The organism is Actinomycetota bacterium, from assembly GCA_018333515.1.
In the GTDB taxonomy this organism is placed as follows: domain Bacteria; phylum Actinomycetota; class Aquicultoria; order Aquicultorales; family Aquicultoraceae; genus Aquicultor.
The window spans coordinates 176,506-194,329 of the sequence record JAGXSZ010000030.1; the positions used below are offsets into that span (position 1 = coordinate 176,506).

At 49.6% G+C, this 17,824-nt stretch carries 24 protein-coding genes, 3 tRNA genes and 1 pseudogene; 26 read left to right on the forward strand and 2 right to left on the reverse strand.

Going from position 1 to position 17,824, the window contains the following annotated elements; all coding sequences use genetic code 11:
• Positions 1–3 precede the first annotated feature (3 nt).
• From KGZ93_08010 to KGZ93_08055, 10 genes are all read left to right on the forward strand, one after another.
• Positions 4–849 carry an ATP-binding cassette domain-containing protein gene (locus tag KGZ93_08010; GenBank protein ID MBS3909556.1) on the forward strand — a complete coding sequence of 282 codons (846 nt, stop codon included), beginning with the start codon at positions 4–6 and terminating at the stop codon, positions 847–849.
• Positions 850–994: 145 nt separating this feature from the next.
• Positions 995–1,411, forward strand: coding sequence for a cytochrome c (locus KGZ93_08015; protein ID MBS3909557.1), 417 nt, complete (start codon positions 995–997; stop codon positions 1,409–1,411).
• Positions 1,412–1,662: 251 nt separating this feature from the next.
• On the forward strand, positions 1,663–1,974 hold the full coding sequence (gene trxA, locus KGZ93_08020; protein ID MBS3909558.1) for a thioredoxin: 312 nt from the start codon (positions 1,663–1,665) through the stop codon (positions 1,972–1,974).
• Positions 1,975–2,074: 100 nt separating this feature from the next.
• Positions 2,075–2,293 carry a zinc ribbon domain-containing protein gene (locus tag KGZ93_08025; protein ID MBS3909559.1) on the forward strand — a complete coding sequence of 73 codons (219 nt, stop codon included), beginning with the start codon at positions 2,075–2,077 and terminating at the stop codon, positions 2,291–2,293.
• A gap of 266 nt (positions 2,294–2,559) precedes the next feature.
• Positions 2,560–2,748 (forward strand): hypothetical protein, encoded by a 189-nt coding sequence (locus tag KGZ93_08030; GenBank protein ID MBS3909560.1) that lies wholly within the window; start codon positions 2,560–2,562, stop codon positions 2,746–2,748.
• 27 nt (positions 2,749–2,775) lie between these two features.
• Positions 2,776–2,991 carry a hypothetical protein gene (locus KGZ93_08035; GenBank protein ID MBS3909561.1) on the forward strand — a complete coding sequence of 72 codons (216 nt, stop codon included), beginning with the start codon at positions 2,776–2,778 and terminating at the stop codon, positions 2,989–2,991.
• Positions 2,992–3,008: 17 nt separating this feature from the next.
• Positions 3,009–3,293, forward strand: a complete 285-nt coding sequence (locus KGZ93_08040) for a metal-sensitive transcriptional regulator (protein MBS3909562.1) — start codon at positions 3,009–3,011, stop codon at positions 3,291–3,293.
• Between the two features lie 172 nt (positions 3,294–3,465).
• Positions 3,466–3,538, forward strand: a tRNA-Gly gene (locus tag KGZ93_08045).
• Positions 3,539–3,588: 50 nt separating this feature from the next.
• Positions 3,589–3,663 (forward strand) — tRNA-Cys (locus tag KGZ93_08050).
• Positions 3,664–3,678: 15 nt separating this feature from the next.
• A tRNA-Val gene (locus KGZ93_08055) sits at positions 3,679–3,753 on the forward strand.
• A gap of 94 nt (positions 3,754–3,847) precedes the next feature.
• On the opposite strand, the gene KGZ93_08060 is transcribed toward KGZ93_08055, so the two are convergent.
• On the reverse strand, positions 3,848–4,294 hold the full coding sequence (locus tag KGZ93_08060; GenBank protein ID MBS3909563.1) for a putative toxin-antitoxin system toxin component, PIN family: 447 nt from the start codon (positions 4,292–4,294) through the stop codon (positions 3,848–3,850).
• Complete coding sequence (locus tag KGZ93_08065; protein MBS3909564.1) at positions 4,287–4,562, reverse strand: ribbon-helix-helix protein, CopG family; 276 nt, start codon at positions 4,560–4,562, stop codon at positions 4,287–4,289. The genes KGZ93_08060 and KGZ93_08065 overlap by 8 nt, the downstream gene beginning before the upstream one ends.
• 192 nt (positions 4,563–4,754) lie before the next feature.
• Here KGZ93_08065 and KGZ93_08070 point away from each other — a divergent pair, with 192 nt between their 5' ends.
• The 16 genes and pseudogenes from KGZ93_08070 to KGZ93_08145 all read left to right on the forward strand — a co-directional run bounded on the left by KGZ93_08070 (position 4,755) and on the right by KGZ93_08145 (position 17,759).
• Positions 4,755–5,012 carry a hypothetical protein gene (locus tag KGZ93_08070; protein MBS3909565.1) on the forward strand — a complete coding sequence of 86 codons (258 nt, stop codon included), beginning with the start codon at positions 4,755–4,757 and terminating at the stop codon, positions 5,010–5,012.
• 114 nt (positions 5,013–5,126) lie between these two features.
• Positions 5,127–5,789 (forward strand): annotated as a pseudogene (locus KGZ93_08075) (DEAD/DEAH box helicase family protein).
• Positions 5,790–6,746: 957 nt separating this feature from the next.
• Positions 6,747–7,658, forward strand: a complete 912-nt coding sequence (locus KGZ93_08080; protein MBS3909566.1) for a sce7726 family protein — start codon at positions 6,747–6,749, stop codon at positions 7,656–7,658.
• 23 nt (positions 7,659–7,681) lie between these two features.
• The gene (locus KGZ93_08085) at positions 7,682–8,632 is read left to right on the forward strand and encodes a sce7725 family protein (GenBank protein ID MBS3909567.1); all 951 of its coding nucleotides are present in this window, start codon (positions 7,682–7,684) and stop codon (positions 8,630–8,632) included.
• Positions 8,633–8,634: 2 nt separating this feature from the next.
• Entirely contained in the window at positions 8,635–9,666 is a 1,032-nt protein-coding gene (locus KGZ93_08090; GenBank protein MBS3909568.1) for an RES family NAD+ phosphorylase, read from the forward strand.
• Positions 9,663–9,890 carry a hypothetical protein gene (locus tag KGZ93_08095; GenBank protein MBS3909569.1) on the forward strand — a complete coding sequence of 76 codons (228 nt, stop codon included), beginning with the start codon at positions 9,663–9,665 and terminating at the stop codon, positions 9,888–9,890. The genes KGZ93_08090 and KGZ93_08095 overlap by 4 nt, the downstream gene beginning before the upstream one ends.
• A complete protein-coding gene (locus KGZ93_08100; GenBank protein MBS3909570.1) occupies positions 9,887–11,368 on the forward strand; it encodes an SAM-dependent DNA methyltransferase in 1,482 nt (493 codons plus the stop codon). Before KGZ93_08095 ends, KGZ93_08100 begins: the two co-directional genes overlap by 4 nt.
• Positions 11,369–11,944: 576 nt before the next feature.
• Positions 11,945–12,343 (forward strand): ester cyclase, encoded by a 399-nt coding sequence (locus KGZ93_08105; protein MBS3909571.1) that lies wholly within the window; start codon positions 11,945–11,947, stop codon positions 12,341–12,343.
• Between the two features lie 125 nt (positions 12,344–12,468).
• Complete coding sequence (locus tag KGZ93_08110) at positions 12,469–12,684, forward strand: hypothetical protein (GenBank protein MBS3909572.1); 216 nt, start codon at positions 12,469–12,471, stop codon at positions 12,682–12,684.
• Positions 12,685–12,770: 86 nt separating this feature from the next.
• The gene (locus tag KGZ93_08115; protein MBS3909573.1) at positions 12,771–13,649 is read left to right on the forward strand and encodes a hypothetical protein; all 879 of its coding nucleotides are present in this window, start codon (positions 12,771–12,773) and stop codon (positions 13,647–13,649) included.
• A gap of 365 nt (positions 13,650–14,014) precedes the next feature.
• Entirely contained in the window at positions 14,015–14,293 is a 279-nt protein-coding gene (locus KGZ93_08120; GenBank protein MBS3909574.1) for a BrnT family toxin, read from the forward strand.
• A complete protein-coding gene (locus tag KGZ93_08125; protein MBS3909575.1) occupies positions 14,290–14,568 on the forward strand; it encodes an antitoxin in 279 nt (92 codons plus the stop codon). The genes KGZ93_08120 and KGZ93_08125 overlap by 4 nt, the downstream gene beginning before the upstream one ends.
• Positions 14,569–14,572: 4 nt before the next feature.
• Positions 14,573–14,722, forward strand: a complete 150-nt coding sequence (locus tag KGZ93_08130) for a type II toxin-antitoxin system RelE/ParE family toxin (protein ID MBS3909576.1) — start codon at positions 14,573–14,575, stop codon at positions 14,720–14,722.
• A gap of 11 nt (positions 14,723–14,733) precedes the next feature.
• Positions 14,734–15,048, forward strand: coding sequence for a HigA family addiction module antidote protein (locus KGZ93_08135; GenBank protein MBS3909577.1), 315 nt, complete (start codon positions 14,734–14,736; stop codon positions 15,046–15,048).
• A gap of 349 nt (positions 15,049–15,397) precedes the next feature.
• On the forward strand, positions 15,398–16,234 hold the full coding sequence (locus KGZ93_08140) for a GNAT family N-acetyltransferase (GenBank protein ID MBS3909578.1): 837 nt from the start codon (positions 15,398–15,400) through the stop codon (positions 16,232–16,234).
• Positions 16,235–16,571: 337 nt separating this feature from the next.
• On the forward strand, positions 16,572–17,759 hold the full coding sequence (locus KGZ93_08145) for a DUF4062 domain-containing protein (GenBank protein MBS3909579.1): 1,188 nt from the start codon (positions 16,572–16,574) through the stop codon (positions 17,757–17,759).
• Positions 17,760–17,824: the final 65 nt, after the last annotated feature.

Below are 17,824 nucleotides of genomic sequence, written 5' to 3' on the forward strand. Positions count from 1 at the left end.
TATCTGGAAATCAGGGACCTGGTATATATATACGATGATGGGACTCGCGCGCTTAACGGCATAAATCTCTCCATAGACGAGCGGGAGTTCATCGGCCTGCTGGCGTCTAACGGCGGCGGCAAGACGACGCTGCTCAAAGCGGTCGTCGGCCTGTTTGCGGCGCGCCCGGGGTCGATTCTCATCGACAACAAGCCGCTCTCGAAGCTCAAACGCATAGACCTGGCGCGCGCGATAGGGTTGGTCTTTCAGAACCCGAACGACCAGCTCTTTGCTACGACCGTCGAAGAGGATGTCTCCTTCGGCCCCCGAAACCTAGGGCTGACCGATGCCGAAGTCGAGAAAAGGGTCGAGACCGCCCTTGAGATGGTCGACATGCTCGCCCACCGGCGAAAACCAATCCACCATTTAAGCTTCGGCCAGCAGAAACGAGTCTGTATCGCCGGGGTGCTGGCGATGCGGCCTAGAATCTTGTTGCTGGATGAGCCCACCGCCGGCCTCGACCCCAAGAGCGAGGCGAATCTCCTTCATATACTGGGGCGACTCAACAAAGAAGCCGGTGTGACTATCGTGATGGCCACCCACATGGTCGACCTTATCCCGCTCTTTGTCGACCGCATCTTTGTCTTGAAGGAAGGCCGGATTACCATCGAAGGCACGCCGGAGACCGTTTTTTCGAGCACGCAGGTGATGGAAGAGGTCGACCTGCGCCTCCCCTACATCACCCATCTTATAGAAGAACTCAAACACAAAGACCAACTGCCGTTCGATAAGTTGCCCCTGACGTTGAAGGACGCGCGAAGCAAGCTGGTCTCGCTGATGCCGGATAATCTCTTAAGCGGCGGCGAATGAGCTTAGTAAGACCGTTTCGCGCGCGCCTTAACCGCCCGACTGCAAGTAAAACAATTGATAAATTATCATCGAATACTGGAAACGGCGGCCACAATGCGGTAATTTATATAGAAAGACATGGTAATCCGGGATGGGAGGGAATCTTTTGAGGCTAGACAAGGTGAAGTTTCAAAAATCGACAGGTACTTTAGTTTTCCTACTATTGATTGCACTGGCCGCTTTTATGCTCGCGGGATGTTCGGACGGGGGCGGCGCCGAGAAAAAAGAGGGCGCGGTTACGGAAAGCGAGGGGGAAGCACAGACTGAAGGCGAAGCGGTGGAGTTGGAGCCCGAAGAGGTCAAGGACCCGGAACTGTTGTATGTAAACAACTGCGGCGCTTGCCATGGGCATGATGGAAACGGTGTGGTCGGGCCGGCTATTCGTGGAACGTCAAAATCCGGCGAAGAAGTAGAGAAAATCATCAACGACGGTAAAGGCTCGATGCCTAAGTTTAAGGACGGCGAGTTGACCGAAGAGCAAATCAAGATAATCGCGAACCATGTCAAAACCGAATTCAAATAGACGGTAAATCTGCTTTGAAGTCGTGCGGAACGACATAGATTAGACATAGGGAAAGGCCGGATATTGACCGGCCTTTCCGCGTGTGCGCCCGCAATGAGATAGATCGAGATGTGACGGTCGCGAAAAGTCGTTAGCCATACCGGCCGGGGGATTGCTTACGCCCGCAGGCCGCGTTTTTTGAGATTATTAGAATTTGGTATTGACATTTATACCCCCCTAGGGTATAAATGATAGGAAAGGAGTGGTGTGTAATGCCTAGCAATATAACCGATGCGCAGTTTGACGCGGAAGTGTTGAAATCAGATGTTCCTGTGATAGTCGATTTTTGGGCTCCTTGGTGCGGTCCGTGCAAGATTATCGCTCCGAGGTTGGAAGAGCTTGCGAAAGAGTACGACGGCAAGGTTAAGGTTCTTAAGCTTAACGTCGATGAAGAGCGTGAATGGGCCGGCAAGTTCGGCGTTATGAGCATCCCGACGCTGATGCTCTTTAAAGAGGGTCAGGCCGCCGGTCAAATCGTCGGGGCTGTGTCGAAGGAAGAAATCGTGCGCCGGTTTGGGCTATAGGCACTATTTGCACTACTTGCAATACTTGTCCAACGATACGGTCTTTGTCTGGTATTTATGAAGACTTCTCCGGTTAAGCGCCGGTTGAAATGGAGGGACTATGCCAACTTATCAATTTGTCTGCAACGATTGCGCCGGCGACTATGAGATATTCTTAATGAGAATGCTGCGTGACGCGGATAGAGTCTGTCCGAGCTGCGGCAGCACAAACGTACGCCAAGCGTACCGGGATTTTTTCGGCTATACCGCGTCGAGAAGTAGCGGCGGCGGCGCGGCGGGACACTCCGGCGGCGGTTGCGGAACCGGCGGTTTTCGCTGAGGATAATCTAGCGAGCCGGCGGCTCGACTGGTAACTTAAAAATTTAAAACAGCGATTGGCACGTGAAAGATTTAACCATATCGCTTTTGAAGGCAATATTTAAGCCCTCGCTTGCGGGGGCTTAAATTGTTGATGCGAATAGCGCATATAAACTAATACGCGCTTCTAGAATTATATTTATCGCGGTGTCGTGGTATACTATGGGGGTCTATGCCACCACTCGATACAAATAACAAACTTTCCGTCGCGGTTGGGAGGAGAACACGTTGTTTGATAGAAATAGCACAATTAAAGTTTTGGTAATCGCTATTCTCGTAGGAGTTTTAGCGCTATCCGTAATCGGGTGCGAGCGAAGTCAAACCCAGGGAACAAGCGGCACGACGAACCAGGGCCAAAGCGCTCAGCCGGTAGCAAGCGGTACGCCAAAGGTCATGTTCTTCTCGGCGGACTACTGACCCGCCTGCAGGGAGATAAAGCCGCTCGTGGAGCAGGTTAAGAAGGAATATGCGGGTAAGATAAGATTCGAGACCTATGATTTGGATAATCCGGATCATATAGCGGTCGCCAACCAGTTCGGAGTTCGGTCGATACCGACACTGATATTCATAAACAAAGACGGAGCCACCGTCAGTACGTTAATCGGGGCGCAGCCGAAAGAACTCATAGTGGAGAACGTCGAGAGAACTCTTAAGAAGTAGGGACACGGGGGGATTGTATGTACGATCGCGAGGAAGAGGCCAAACGGATAGTCACGAGGCTCAAGAGGCTTGAGGGTCAACTAAGAGGCCTCCAGCGGTTGGTTGAGATGGGCGAGGACTGCGAGAGCGTCCTGACCCAGTTCGCTGCCGCAAAAGGCGCTTTCCAGCGCGTAGGCGAGATTATTTTGGCGAGCGTCATTCGTGATTGTATCGCAAAAGAAAGCTCCGCTGATAAAGGACCCGAGGAGAGTGTCGAATCGGCGCTCGCTTTGTTTGAGCAGTACGTAAGACATCTTCAGTAATATAGCTTTTAGTCACGGTCTTGCTAGGCGATAGTAAGACCTTTGCAGTGCGCGCGCAGAGGAACAAGCGCAAGCTTTCCCGCCAGGCACGACGACCACCCTTACTAGTGACACAACATGCTGAAACATATTTGCAGAATTATTTAAGACGTGGTAAAATTCTTTTCGCGGTGCGGATGTAGCTCAGTTGGTAGAGCACGACCTTGCCAAGGTCGGGGTCGCGAGTTCGAGTCTCGTCATCCGCTCAACAGGTGGGAGAGAACGACCGATGGTGTTCTCTCCCATAACTTGTAATGGCGACGTGGCCGAGTGGCTTAGGCAATGGTCTGCAAAACCATCCACACCGGTTCGACTCCGGTCGTCGCCTCCAAGAAGACCCATATCGGGGCGCTTAGCTCAGGGGGAGAGCACTACCTTGACACGGTAGGGGTCGGAGGTTCAAATCCTCTAGCGCCCACCACACTACAGCAGGTGAGAGGTATATAGGCCTCTCACTTTTGTATTTGAATGGGCTCCATGGTCACAGGAATCCATGAATAATTATTTTGCGTCGATTATGGCATGTCTTCGGCAGGTTTTTCGCCGATTATGTGTAGCAGATCAGCCGTTCGCATTATGCTTATTCTCTGGTATTCCTTTAATTCAAGTAGGTGCCGGTCGCCGGAGATTATAAGGTCCGCATTCGCTACAAGAGCGCATTCCAAAATTCTGTTATCAGATTCGTGGGAGATTGCTGTTATTCTGGTCGTCCCCTTCACATATTCCCTGATAGCCGCTCGCATTATCTTCACAGCATCGTTTACGTTTTCTTCTGACCAATCAAACTTGTCGCGCATAATTCTTGCGACTTCATTAATTATTTCGGGAGAGCAAATAAGGTGGATTTTACGAAGCCTTGCCAACTCAAAACAGCTTCTTGCTGCACCAAGCCCCTTTTTCTTGCGTCCAAGGAAAGCGGCGATAAAAACGTTGGCATCAAAGACAACTCGCAGCCTATTCATGTATTATCCTGTCGATGTCATCCTCGCTAATAATATTAAAGTTTTTAGCTGTTCTTTCGCCCAGTCGCTGGATTGTTTGCCATCTCACCTCGTTCAAATAATCCTCATACACTTTAACCATCTCTCGAAACAGCTCACTCTTAGTCTTCCGTCGATCGCGGGCAAGGTCTTCATATTCCTCATAGGTTTCAGGTGGTACAGAAAATGTAAGTGTTTTACTTATACGGCCCATAATAATGCCTCCTCTGTAAGACAGATCATTATCCATAATAATATACTTTATTGCCCAACGCTTCAACACGGGTTTTACCTAATTTGCATGGCATTTAAGATTCTCGATTCGGGGATCGCTATCATAAATTAAGCAGCAGAGCCTGTTCAGCGACAATTAAAATTACCCATAGGAAGAAATAATTGATGCCGGACAGTTTCGCGTGAGGCAAAGGAGAAGAAAAGCCGCATTCCGAAATTTAAGAACGTAGAGGAAGAACATGAGTTTTGGGCGACCCACAGTGGCGCGGACTACATCGACGAATTGGAGGATATCACCGAGTTTGTAGTCATCACGCCTCCAAAAAGGAAAACTACTATTCGTTTGGATGACGCGGCAATAGAACGCATCAAAGCCATAGCTGAACGCAGAGGCATGGCTTGGCAAACCTTAATGAGGTCGTGGGTGTATGAGCGCCTCGAAGAGGAGGAAAAACGCGCCGGATAGAACCACACCCAGCTTTCTTGTATTTATTGTAAGCGCTCGGTAGAATCTTAAGAAAAGCATGTAGTTAATAACAATATGTCGTGCTACTAAATACCTACAAGGATTTGAGAGTTTTTGACAACATACAACCAAAATCCCGAACAGAAAGCCCGAGACAATATCGATGAGCTGTTAGGGCAGGCAGGGTGGGCGGTTCAGCGCAACACGAAGATCGACCTCAATGTCGGCTTGGGTCAGGCCGTGCGCGAATATCAAACCGATGTCGGCCCGGCGGACTATGTGCTATTCGTGGATAAAAAAGCGGTTGGTGTGATCGAGGCCAAGCGTGAAGAAGAGGGGCAGCGACTTACCGTCCATGAAACACAAACGGAAGGCTATGCCGGCGCCAAGCTGAAGTGGGTTAACAACAAAGAGCCGTTGCCGTTCCTCTACGAGAGCACCGGCATTCTTACTCGCTTCACCGATGCCCGCGATCCCAAACCGCGTTCGCGCGAGGTTTTCAGCTTTCACCGCCCCGAAACACTTAAGGAATGGCTCGCGCAAGGCGACAGCCTGCGCGAACGCTTGCAGCATGTACCAATACTCAACCCGAACTACCTACCCGCAAAGGAATTGCGCCTGCGCGATTGTCAGGAAGTCGCCATCAACAATCTCGAAACCTCTTTCAAGGCAGACCGCCCGCGCGCCCTAATACAAATGGCGACCGGAGCCGGCAAAACTTACACCGCGATCACTTCAATTTATCGCCTGCTCAAGCATGCTCAAGCCAAGCGCGTTCAAATCGAACGCGCGCAACACTACCAACAACAACTCACCGACTGGGAAGCCTCCGGCAAACAAGGCCGCAAACCCAAAACCCCAAAAACCCTACCACCTCTGACCGCTGAAGAATTAGCCGAATTGCCCAACCTGCCGGAAGGGTGGGGGTGGTTCTTGATGGGTGACGTTTGTCTAGAATCGATTCTTGGAAAAATGCTGGATAGGGAGAAAAACAAAGGCGAACTAAAGCCATATCTGAGAAACATTAATGTACGTTGGGGGGAATTCGACCTTGATGACTTGCTTGAAATGCGATTTGAAGAGTCTGAGTATGTTCGATACGGTTTGCAAGACGGTGACTTGGTTATCTGTGAAGGCGGGGAACCCGGTCGTTGTGCGGTGTGGCGGAAAGCGCTTGGTCAGGATATGCAATTTCAAAAAGCATTGCACCGTGTACGTTTTACTAATGCCATAAATTCATTTTTCGTGCAACTGTATTTTGAGCGTTGCGCATCAAATCGCAGGCTTGAGAAAATGTTTACTGGAACCACCATCAAGCATTTGACAGGCGAGAAGCTGGCAAGAATGTCCATTCCCATGTGCTCAATTGATGAACAGGCTGAGATTGTGCTAGCACTTGAATCAAAGTTTTCTGAGCTCGACCAGCTCGACCAAACCATCACTACATCCCTACAACAAGCCGAAGCTCTGCGCCAATCTATCCTGAAAAAAGCCTTCTCCGGCCAACTGGTGCCGCAGGACTCGCGCGACGAACCCGCCTCGGCTTTGCTGGCACGCATCAAGGCGGAAAAAAGTGGCGCCGTTGAAGCACGGTAAAATCGGACGAGCAGTGTCGTGGAAGCGGGTGTAAATTCGGCTTTATCGGTAGCTCAAAAGATATGTGGGTGCTAATATGGGCATAATAGCTAAAACACCAATACCATAAAAAGCAGATTACGTAGAAGGAAGATGCGAGTGGAAAAAGTATCGGTTTGTGCGCCTGCGTCCGATATTGGTCCCGTGTATGCCCGGTTTTTTTCCTCTGGGGTGCTCAGGGAGCTGGCACATAAAGGCCATTCGACTATAGCGGCCCGGTTGGCGAGGCAATGTCATCTCTTTGACCAGTTTGGATCAGAAATGGCAGTGGGGGATTTCTATGACGCCATTTTCAAACGGTTGACCCGCGATTACCGTCACGAATATATCTATAAAAATGCTATTGCTGAAAAAATCCTGCTAGGCAAGCACAATCTAAACACTGCTTTCATGTTAATGGAGTTTCGTGCCGACGATTGCATAGCCGATGCGGTTGTACTGAATGGAACTTCCCATGTTTATGAAATCAAATCGGAGATGGACAGCTTTGACCGGCTCGACCGCCAGCTTGCCGCGTATCAAAAGATGTTTGATTTCATAACAATCATCACTACTGAACGGCTCTACAAAGTGGTCAATGAGCGGATTCCGAAGGAAGTGGGTATCATGGTGCTTGCCGATGGCAGGTATCAATTCAGGCGGAACACATGTCGCCGAGAGGCAATCAGCAATAAATACAATGTCGACCCGATTGTTATTTTCAACTCATTGCAAAGGCGGGAATACCTAAGGATTATCAAAAAAGAGTTGGGGGCATCGTTGACACATTATCCCAATACCCAGATTTACGGTGAGGCAAAGAAATATTTCGAGCAACTAACGCCTGAGTTAGCCCATGATGCTATGGTTGAGACACTTAAGAACCGCAGTGATACATTGCGGGTGGCTGACTTTGTTGACGTTGTTCCCAGCAGTCTAAAAGCAGCCGCGTTATCAATGCGACTGACAAGAGAAGAGCGCAACAGATTCATAGGTCTACTGCACAAAGGCATTGCATCGGTATTTGCATAGCCCCACCAGGAACAGGAGAGCGCATGTACTATCCATTTATTCGTGGTAAACAATTTGAGCTTGTTATGCTTCGTGAAATGGCGCCCAGGATTGCGGAATGGGGCTTTGTGCCGATTATTGAACCGGTAAAGGGAAATTTCCCCGCACTGAAGAAAGCGCTTGACCAGCTTATTGAACAGAATTGCCGTTTTATTATTATTACGAATCCGAGTGTTGGAGAATTGACCGCAGATAGTTCTGCGTTACGTACCGAAATCTTTGATGAACATCTTTGTGATTACAATAACTTTTCAATCGGCTTTAATCTGTCCGCAACAGATACAAACGACACAGCGAAAAGACTCTTTGAGATGCATGATAGAAACATCGCTATTATCCATAACGGTTTTTCTGATGGTAAAGCGCTATCCGAACTGATCGAAGAAAAAAATCCAACAATAACTGAGCATGTGTTTGTCGAACAACAGAGTTCAACAATGCTCTACCGCAAGCACTTTAAGGGTATGAAAAGAATTATCGTAAAAGACGGATTCGAAAGTCGCATCAATCGAGAATATCCGCCCTCAGAACCGTTTTCTGAGCTTTATCTAACCTTTGAAGACATGGGATGCGATGGTTTTGGTGACTTCTTAATAGTCGGAAGTGATTTCAGAGAGGGTGGTGGTCCAGCCTACGCCATCGCGATTCATCTAACTTATGCAGATTCGGATGCAGACGATGCTATAGCAATCAAGCATTATATATCCGATCAAACTGATACCCCTAAAGATCCGGCTGGAAAATTTCTCGAAGCGCTCAGAAAACTTGTTGATGATGTGCGGGGCGTTAATTCGCCAGTTTTCAGATCAACAGCCATAGAGGCGTATATGCAGCTTTACAGTGATCAGCATTTTCCAGGTTTAGGATATGTGAAAAAGCTCTCTATGCAGCACCATATCGAATTGATGGCGCATCTCTTATTTTCGGAGGCATAAACATGTATTGCTGCGCCACTTGTTTCGGGGACTCATTCCTTGATAAACGCATTCCTGAAATCTCAAAACAGATCGGAAAGTGCGGCTTTTGCTATGCTATCAATGTAGTATTGATTGAGCCAACAGCGCTACTCGACTACTTCCAGTCGGTAAGTTCGATTTATGCCGAATGCTTTGAATCTGATGCGAAACCTCTGATTGAATGGTTTAAGGACGATTGGCAAATATTCTCTTCACTTGATCAGATCAACGCGAAAGCTTTATTGGGCGAAATACTTGATGACGGCGAGATCGTGCGCAAGGAATTTGTTGTTCGGGATGTTCCGGTATTGGGTGCTGTTGAGAAATGGGCGACTTTTCGCGATGAGATTATGAGGAAAAATCGGTTTTTCTTTCAGCACGACCTAGATCTTGATAGTTTAAAAGAGTTGTTTGACACATATCTGGAGACAGATGCTTCTGAATTCGGCGGCTTGCTTTATAGGGCCAGAATTCAACTAGATAATTCAGGCATACCGCTAGATGAGATGGGCTGTCCCTCTGCGGAACATGCCAAGAACGGTAGAGCCAATCCGGTGGGAATTCCATATCTATATGTTGCAACGACACCAGAAACTGCAATTGCTGAAACACGTCCCCATCCGGGCGACCAGTTGTCAGTTGCGCAATTCGAAGTGACGACTGCCCTTCGTCTTCTGAACCTGATGAATCCGCGAAAAACAATCTCTCCTTTTTCTGTAGTTAGCGAGGACGAGTTGCGAGCACTAAGATATGATCTAGAGTTTTTATGTCACCTCGAAAACGAGCTTTCAAAACCCGTTCTCCCTCGCGTCGCCGATTTAGAGTATCTTCCGACTCAATATTTATGCGAATTTATAAAGAACTGCGGTTATGATGGCGTTGTTTATAAAAGTTCAATCAGTAACGGTGCTAACGTCGCACTTTTCGATGATTCAAAGGTACAGGCTGAGGAATTGACCCAGTATGAAGTAACGAAATTAATATATGAGCAGGAACAGAGGCAAGCATTATGAGTAATAATACAGCATCTATAGTTTCCAAGATGGGGAGTTTCTGCACCACGTTGCGCGACAACGGCGGGGAGAAAAGCATGATGCTGATTGAGTATGTGCAAAATTTGCACATTGCTAATGTGTTCGCCGAGGGTCGGCTCAGCCAGTTTGGTGCAAAATGCACATTACGAATCAATCCAACTACTAAGGATTTCTTAGTGGTTCAGCAAGAAGGTAAAGCATGAACGCAACCGCATCTATCGTTTCAAAAGTCTGGAGTTTCTGCACCACGTTGCGCGACGACGGCGTGAGCTATGGCGATTATCTGGAGCAACTAACATACCTCATCTTTCTGAAAATGGCGGACGAATATAGCCAACCGCCTTATAACCGCAAAGTGGATATACCCGCTGAATACAATTGGCAAAGTCTTAAGCCTAAGCGTGGCGCGGAGCTGGAGGTGCACTACGTGACGCTCTTGCGCGAACTGGGCAACAAGCCGGGGATGCTGGGGCAGATTTTCACCAAGGCGCAAAACAAGATTCAAGACCCGGCCAAGCTGTATCGCTTGATTGATATGGTCAACGAAACTCAGTGGGTGACGATGGGCGCCGATATCAAGGGCGACATCTACGAAGGCTTGCTCGAAAGAAATGCGGAAGACACCAAGTCCGGTGCCGGTCAATACTTCACCCCACGCGCGCTGATTAAGGCGATGGTGGAGTGCGTGCGTCCGGAGCCGAACAAGACCATTGCCGATCCGGCCTGCGGCACGGGCGGATTCTTTTTGGCAGCTTACGATTTTCTGGTGGCGCCGCAGCAGCTGGACAAGGACCAGAAAGCGTTTCTTAAGCACGAAACCTTTAACGGCAATGAAATCGTCGCGGGAACGCGCCGACTGTGCTTGATGAATATGTTTTTGCACAACATCGGCGAGATTGACGGCGAGAGCATGGTATCGCCCAACGACGCACTGGTGGCCGACAGCGGCAAGCGCTTCGACTATGTGTTGGCGAATCCGCCTTTCGGCAAGAAAAGCGCGATGAGCTTTACCAACGAGGAAGGCGAACAGGAAAAAGACGACCTGACTTACAACCGACAGGATTTCTGGGCTACCACGTCTAATAAACAACTCAACTTCGTGCAGCACATCCGCACCATGCTAAAAACCACCGGCCGCGCTGCCGTAGTCGTGCCTGATAATGTTCTGTTCGAAGGCGGCGCAGGAGAGACGGTGCGTAAGAAGCTGCTCGAAACCACCGAGCTGCACACCATACTGCGCCTGCCCACCGGCGTCTTTTACGCCAATGGTGTCAAGGCCAACGTGCTGTTCTTCGATAACCGCGCGGCCGGCAAGGAGTCGTGGACAAAAGAAGTCTGGTACTACGACTACCGCACCAACGTTCACCACACCCTAAAAAAGAAACCGCTGCGCTATGAAGATTTGCAGGAATTCATCGCCTGCTACAACCCCCTCAATCGCCATGAGCGCAACCCACTGTGGAACGAGAAAGACAACCCGGAAGGGCGCTGGCGCAAATTCACCTACGAACAAATCATCGCCCGCGACAAAACCAGCCTAGATATCTTCTGGCTCAAAGACAAGAGTCTAGCCGACCTAGACAACCTACCCGAACCCGACGAACTCGCGTTAGAAATAATCGAAAACCTCGAGGCCGGACTAAACAGCTTCAGGGAAATTATTGGCGCAATTGAATCGTAGTATTTGGTGGACCTTAATAATTCATTGCAACGGACACGTTGAAAAGGGCCGCTCGACTCGATTGTTCTATGCAAGACAGTGAGCAAACAATATGAGGCAACTGGTTTGACACGGCAGGGGTCGGAGGTTCAAATCCTCTAGCGTTCACAGCTCAGAGGACTAGAATCACCAAGTTAGTGGTTCTAGACTTTTATTTTGGGTATATGTTAGGTGCGGCATGGTGATTTTCGTGGCCAAGACTTGCGTCATTTATTCCCGTCAAAGCGATTACGATATTCGAACGTGGACCGGCTGGGGTTCGCAGCCCCGTCGATATGTTGTAAGTTTAAATAAGGCAGCTCTAGGCAATATTATATACCGATCCGTATAAGACGCCATAGTAAAACAGCGTTTAGTCAAAACAGGTAAATTTAGCACTGATTATAGCGACAAGCGATGTATTTATAGAGGCGTCTTATATGGGCACAAGCAGCAATTTTGAAGTATTATGCGGATCAGTATAAACATAGTTAGCCAGAAGCATGAGGTAGGGAATCGACTGTAGATGAGTGTCGGGGTCCGAGAGTGGGGGACGTCATGCGAGAGCCCAAGTCGTTGCTTCCTGGTCTGTTTGCCGCCGGCGATGCAGGAGAGCTGGAGTCCTTCGACCAGTTCCTGCACGAAGACGTCATCGTGCACGCCCCAGCAGGACTCTCTACTGTCGGCCTGCAGAACGAGAGGAACTCCTGGCGCAAAGCCAGAGACGCCATGCCGGACATCCATCACGAGTTCCTTGAGGTGGTGGCCGATGGCCCGGTGGTGGCAGCTCGTTGCGTCGTTACCGGTACCTTGCGCGGTGCGTACGGCACGTTCTCGGCGCAAGGCCGATCCTTCAGGGTGGACCAGGCACTATTCGCACACGTTCGAGACGGCAAGATTGACGAGTTGTGGGAGATCGTTGATACCGACAATCTCCGCGAGCAGCTCGCAGAGTAGCCGCACTAGCACGTTGGCTCTGGCTAACAAGCGCATCAACCCGACGCGCAGAAGCGCTGGGATAGACTGGAATCGCTCGTCGCGCGGGTTATGCGCAACACGTTAGGCTTACAAAGGGGAATTTTATGGCTGGCATGCTTCAAATAATCACGTACTTACTTGCTTTTTACCTTGTAGTAAAAGGCCTAGAAATTTTACAAATTGCCTTGGCATCTAATCGAGAAAAACGTGGTGGCATTATTACGTTTGGAGCGCTAGTTCTAATAGCCTGCATAATAGCTGCTGGAGGTTTCGTCAGTATGCAAGACCAGCAGGCGCAGTCATTAAGTAGTGATAGGTAGAAACTGCCTAACCCATCCATCAAGCGGGACGCGCTAAAGCGCGCCCCTTATGTCAAACGTTATGCACATTCTTTGGGGGAGTGGAAATGGTAGATCGAGAAGACCTGATCATCCCTGTGTATCTGAACCAGCGAGTGGTGTTCGACCTCGTTGCCATGCTTCAGGGCGGGATAGCAGCCGTGACGCAGGTGTCCCAGACGCAGTCCGACTCGAGTAGCGTGACCGGTGAGGTTTCCTCCACATTCGGGCTGAGTCAGGCGTTGTCTTCGCTGCTGCGCATTGACTTCTCGGGGAAAGCGGGAGGTGGGCTGGCGAACGAAACAGGCGAGACTCGCAGCGAACAGCGAATCCACACACCTGCTTCGCTGTTCATCGCTCTTCGTGCTCTGCTTCGGGAGAAGCACTTCATCATCGAAGACGCAAGCGACGCGGCGTTCGCGCCGGGCGATATTGTTGAGTTCTCGGCTGTGCTGCAGCGGAACCCGCTGCTCGAGACCATCGATTCGTTTGTTGAGCTGGTCGACATGATGCAGGCATTCTCGCAGGGCGAGCCAAAGCAGAAGGGTGGCCAGTCCTCTGACCTGAACAAGATGAAGCGCCAGATGGAATCCTTCGTGAAGACGCTGAAGGGCAGCGACACGGTGGACCTCACAACAAGTCCCCTTCGGTCCTCTCACCGCGCCGTGATCACCCTGGAGCAGCAGTACCTGAATGACCCATCGATGGCCGATCTTGTTGACGGCACGTTCCGTGTTGTCGGCAAGCTCACCAGAGTCGTTGCCGACACGGATGAGCCCATCAGCCTCAATCGGAAGTCGGCGATGGGTAAGCTTCCACCGTCGGCGCTTGCCGACATGAAGAAGGCCTTCGATAGTCCTGAACTTGGCGGCTTCTCTTTCCCGCCGCTAGAGTGGGAGATACCCGGCCCGGCAATACACGTAATGCCAATCGCAATCTTCGCTTAGTCGGGCATAACCCGCGGATCAACCCGGCACGCGCGTGGTTTTCGTACTCTGTCAGCGTTGGCATGCGGGTTATCCGCAAGAACGTTATGTAGGGATAATTAAACCTGAAAAATAATCGATTATGAGGGTTTGGGGACGTTGAGGGTTTGGGGACGTTGTTACGGGAGTTACGGATGTTTTCTTGTTTTAGGAGAACCTTTGCTATTGTACGATATTTTCAACTCGCAACCGTAGCAACCGTAGCAACGTCCCCTACAACTGGAGCCGCACGGCGCGCAGGTTGTCCATCAGACGTTATGCGGAAATAGATTTTATAGTTTGCCTAGTTGTGCTAATATGCACACATTGTGGTAATATAGGAAATAATGAAGCATATAAATTGGAATACGCAGAAAAGCCTAAAACTCAAGGAATTAAGGGGCGTCTGTTTCGAGGACATTGTTTATTATATTGAAAAGGGTGGTTTGTTGGATGACTATCAACATCCTAATCAGAAAAGATATTCGGGACAACGGATAATGGCAATCGGGATAAATAATTATGCGTATCTTGTACCTTATGTTGAGAATGAAGAGGAAATATTTCTAAAAACCATTATCCCCAGTAGAAAGGCAACAGAAATCTACTTTGGAGGAAGAGAATGAAAACTGATTTAACTAAAGAAGAACAGGAAATATTGGACAGTTTTGAAAAAGGCGAATGGGTTCCAGAAAAGGACCTTTCGAAAAGAAAATCAGAACTGATGAAGTACGCAAGAAGTACTTTAAAGAAAGATAAAAGATTAAACATAAGAATTTCCGAAAGAGACTTGAACGAACTGCAAAGAAAGGCAATAACGGAAGGGTTGCCTTATCAGACCTATGTTGCCAGTATAATTCATAAATTTCTAAACGGTAAGCTAAGAGAGGTAAAAGAATAGCTACATCACAAATCAATCCAATGGACGGCAAATCGCGCCACCCCTGGGCGACAAAAAAGATCAATATGCTGTGAGGGTATCTGGAAATTGGAGTGTGGTTTTCAAGTTTATTGACGGCGATGCCTATATCGTCGATTATGACGATTATCATTAAGAGGTAGTAACATGAAAACAATGACAAGACAACCAACGCACCCCGGAAAGATTATAAAAGAAGATTATTTAAAACCGTTATCCTTGACCATAAACGAGTTAGCGTCGATTCTGGGTATCTCAAGAAAGACATTATCTAAGATTGTAAATGAAAGAAGTGCTGTTACTCCGAATATGGCACTTCGTTTATCTCGCGCGTTTGATACGACTCCTGAGTTTTGGCTTAATCTGCAGAGGAATTATGATTTGCGGCAGGCCGAGCATGCATCAAATGAATGGCAGAAGGTTAAACCGCTCTCTTCTCGATTGCTTCATTCACGTATTTAGGATAGGGAAGCCCATGCCTTCCGACATTCATTCGCAACTCACCTATTGGAAGGCGGCCTGCGCTATCCGAAAGAATTTATGGAATCTCTAAACATAGTTAGACGCATTGAGGAGGCCGTGGTGGTAGGGGTCGTCCAGGAACAAGTCGATAGCCGGCCTGTGTCGGCAGTTGACCTGCCAAAGAGAGGGCGCCGCAAAGGAGACCCGAGGAGGAACGCTACCGGATCCGCACTGGGTTTGCTCCATCAACGGCTGTCTTCTTGTTCCACGAGCCATCTCACGGAAACCAGGGACTCGACGTCGAGAATTTTCTCAAGCCAGACAACCGCGATGAACACGGTGATGATACATGCTGAGTAGTCTTCCTGTACGACCAGCCACGCCCGCCGATTTTCGAACCGTTACTTTCCTGATTCACATGACAATGGGAGAGTTCGCAAACTATCTATTTGGCGCAGGCGACCCCGCAAAAGCACTCGGTGTCCTCACCCAACTCTTCACGCAACAACGGAACAGGCTCAGCTATCAATTTACCGATGTAGTTGAAGCAGACGATAAGGTCATTGGCGTATTGCTCAGTTATCCGGGCAGGATGATGAACCATCTAGGAATCTCAACGGGGAAGCAACTCTGGGAAATATATGGCGCGATTAAATTCATTCGCTTTGTGCGAAGGGCGCTACCGCTTGCCTTCGCACGAGAAGCGGGCGCCGATGAGTACTTCATCAACACACTGGCCGTGTTGCCTGATTTCCAAGGGCAAGGCATCGGGACTTACTTGATGTCTTACGCAGAGCACAAAGCGAGAAACATGAATTGCAATAAATGCGCGCTCAATGTTGAAGTGAGCAACCTGCGCGCCTGTCATCTCTATGAGCGCCTCGGGTATCGAATGGTGGAAACTGTCAAGTTTGATTGGGGTAGCAGGGGACGTTGTTACGGGAGTTACGGATTTCCTTTTGCCTGGGAGAGCCTTTACTATTGTACAATTCCTTTAGCTCGCCACCGTAACAACGTCCCCCTTGCCCCTTGCCTACGCAAATTCGCCTACGAACAAATCATCGCCCGCGACAAAACCAGCCTAGATATCTTCTGGCTCAAAGACAAGAGCTTAGCCGACCTGGACAATCTACCCGAACCCGACGAGCTGGCGCTAGAAATCATCGAAAACCTTGAGGCCTGCTAAACAGCTTCAGGGAAATCATTGGTGCTATTTAATCATAGTATTTAGTGGTCTTCAATGCTCTACACCAACGTCTTTAATCGCAGAGCAGCTGGGGTTCGCAGCCCCGTCGATATGTTGTAAGATTAAATACGGTAGCTTTGGAGAGGATTATATGCCGATCAGTGTAAGACACAATAATAAAATAGCGTTTCATGTCAACAGCCACATCTAGCACTGATTATATCCGCAAGTTACGAATTTTAGCAGGCGTCTTATATGGACACAATCAATGAATTTGGAGTATTATACGGATCATTATATACATTATTAGGCAAACACGAAGACAAGTGGGGGAATGATGGCGGGACTCAGGGTGTTCGTTTCTTCGACCTGCTATGACTTGTCGGCGGTGCGTGGGCAGCTGCGGGTCTTTCTGCAGTCGCTTGGCCACGATCCTGTGATGAGTGATTTCAACGACGTGCTCTACGACCCTCGAGTCCACACGCATACGAGCTGCGTGGACGAAGTCGCGAGTTGCGACGTGGTCGTCCTCATCGTCGGCTCTCGATACGGTGGCAAGTCCTTCCCCGAAGCCCTTGCGACCATCGACTTCGAGCAGCTGCAATCCGAAAGCAAGAGCGTGGACGCCCTGAAGGACCTGGATGCGGCCTCTGTAACCCAGCTTGAGATTCTGAAGGCGGTCGAACAGGGTTTGCCCGTGTTCACGTTTGTCGACGAACGCGTCTGGCACGACCATGCTCTGTACGAGAAGAACAAGAACAAGCCAATCCTCTCAGAAATCACCTTCCCTTCGATCGAGAAGCCCGAGACCGCGAGGTTCATCTTCGAGTTCATCAATTTCCTGCGCCATCGAACTCGCAATAACAGCGTCTTTCCGTTCGGAAAGGTCCAGGACATTGAGGAGACACTTCGTCGTCAGTGGTCCAGTCTGTTCCAGCGCCTGCTCAACGAGCAGAGACAGCGCGAGTCAGAGGCGAGACGCATCGACGTACTCACAGAACAGTTCGCGGACCTCAAGACTGCGATCCTCACTACGATTGGCTCCTCCAATGAGCGCGAAGTGGCGCGAGGTGTCGTACGGTTTCGCCGCCTCGTCGATTTCGTGCGGGCGCTGGGACTTCACGATGATTCGTTCGTGCTGCGTGAGCGTCACTCGTGGGAGGAGCTGCTTGAGCGGGCGGGAATCGTTGACGTGGTCGACGCAGAACGCCTTCATTGGGCGCGTCGCTCAAGCTCCCGGTCATTCGCGATGCAGCGCAGCAGGCTCTTCCTCCTAAAGGGCGATGAGACCTTCTACGAGGTTAGAGTCTCGATAGAACGCTTCAACGACCTGTCTTTGGACTGGGCAGCTTGGTGCGAGCTCGCACCTGATTCGCGCGCGGTAATCATAGACGCACTCTCTGAGATGGTCACGGGACCTGGCATCGCTCGGTACGTCAGAGAACCGTTCGGCCGGTACTTGGATTCCATCGAAAGAGACACGGTTCTCACGGAAATCGAGAACTCGGACGGAAGAGTTGTCTAACAAACGGATCAACCTGACTCGCTTCGCTCGCAGGTTATCCGTCAGACGTTGGGCCTAAAAATGGG

Bases quoted from the DNA above. Each gene is read 5' to 3' on its own strand.
- KGZ93_08110 (MBS3909572.1), top strand. From the start codon at position 12,469: ATGGCTGGCATGCTTCAAATAATCACGTACTTACTTGCTTTTTACCTT.
- KGZ93_08125 (MBS3909575.1), top strand. From the start codon at position 14,290: ATGAAAACTGATTTAACTAAAGAAGAACAGGAAATATTGGACAGTTTT.
- KGZ93_08115 (MBS3909573.1), top strand. From the start codon at position 12,771: ATGGTAGATCGAGAAGACCTGATCATCCCTGTGTATCTGAACCAGCGA.
- KGZ93_08135 (MBS3909577.1), top strand. From the start codon at position 14,734: ATGAAAACAATGACAAGACAACCAACGCACCCCGGAAAGATTATAAAA.
- KGZ93_08145 (MBS3909579.1), top strand. From the start codon at position 16,572: ATGGCGGGACTCAGGGTGTTCGTTTCTTCGACCTGCTATGACTTGTCG.
- KGZ93_08105 (MBS3909571.1), top strand. From the start codon at position 11,945: ATGCGAGAGCCCAAGTCGTTGCTTCCTGGTCTGTTTGCCGCCGGCGAT.
- KGZ93_08095 (MBS3909569.1), top strand. From the start codon at position 9,663: ATGAGTAATAATACAGCATCTATAGTTTCCAAGATGGGGAGTTTCTGC.
- KGZ93_08120 (MBS3909574.1), top strand. From the start codon at position 14,015: ATGAAGCATATAAATTGGAATACGCAGAAAAGCCTAAAACTCAAGGAA.
- KGZ93_08085 (MBS3909567.1), top strand. From the start codon at position 7,682: ATGTACTATCCATTTATTCGTGGTAAACAATTTGAGCTTGTTATGCTT.
- KGZ93_08065 (MBS3909564.1), bottom strand. From the start codon at position 4,562: ATGGATAATGATCTGTCTTACAGAGGAGGCATTATTATGGGCCGTATA.
- KGZ93_08140 (MBS3909578.1), top strand. From the start codon at position 15,398: ATGCTGAGTAGTCTTCCTGTACGACCAGCCACGCCCGCCGATTTTCGA.
- KGZ93_08060 (MBS3909563.1), bottom strand. From the start codon at position 4,294: ATGAATAGGCTGCGAGTTGTCTTTGATGCCAACGTTTTTATCGCCGCT.
- KGZ93_08090 (MBS3909568.1), top strand. From the start codon at position 8,635: ATGTATTGCTGCGCCACTTGTTTCGGGGACTCATTCCTTGATAAACGC.
- trxA (MBS3909558.1), top strand. From the start codon at position 1,663: ATGCCTAGCAATATAACCGATGCGCAGTTTGACGCGGAAGTGTTGAAA.
- KGZ93_08025 (MBS3909559.1), top strand. From the start codon at position 2,075: ATGCCAACTTATCAATTTGTCTGCAACGATTGCGCCGGCGACTATGAG.
- KGZ93_08040 (MBS3909562.1), top strand. From the start codon at position 3,009: ATGTACGATCGCGAGGAAGAGGCCAAACGGATAGTCACGAGGCTCAAG.
- KGZ93_08100 (MBS3909570.1), top strand. From the start codon at position 9,887: ATGAACGCAACCGCATCTATCGTTTCAAAAGTCTGGAGTTTCTGCACC.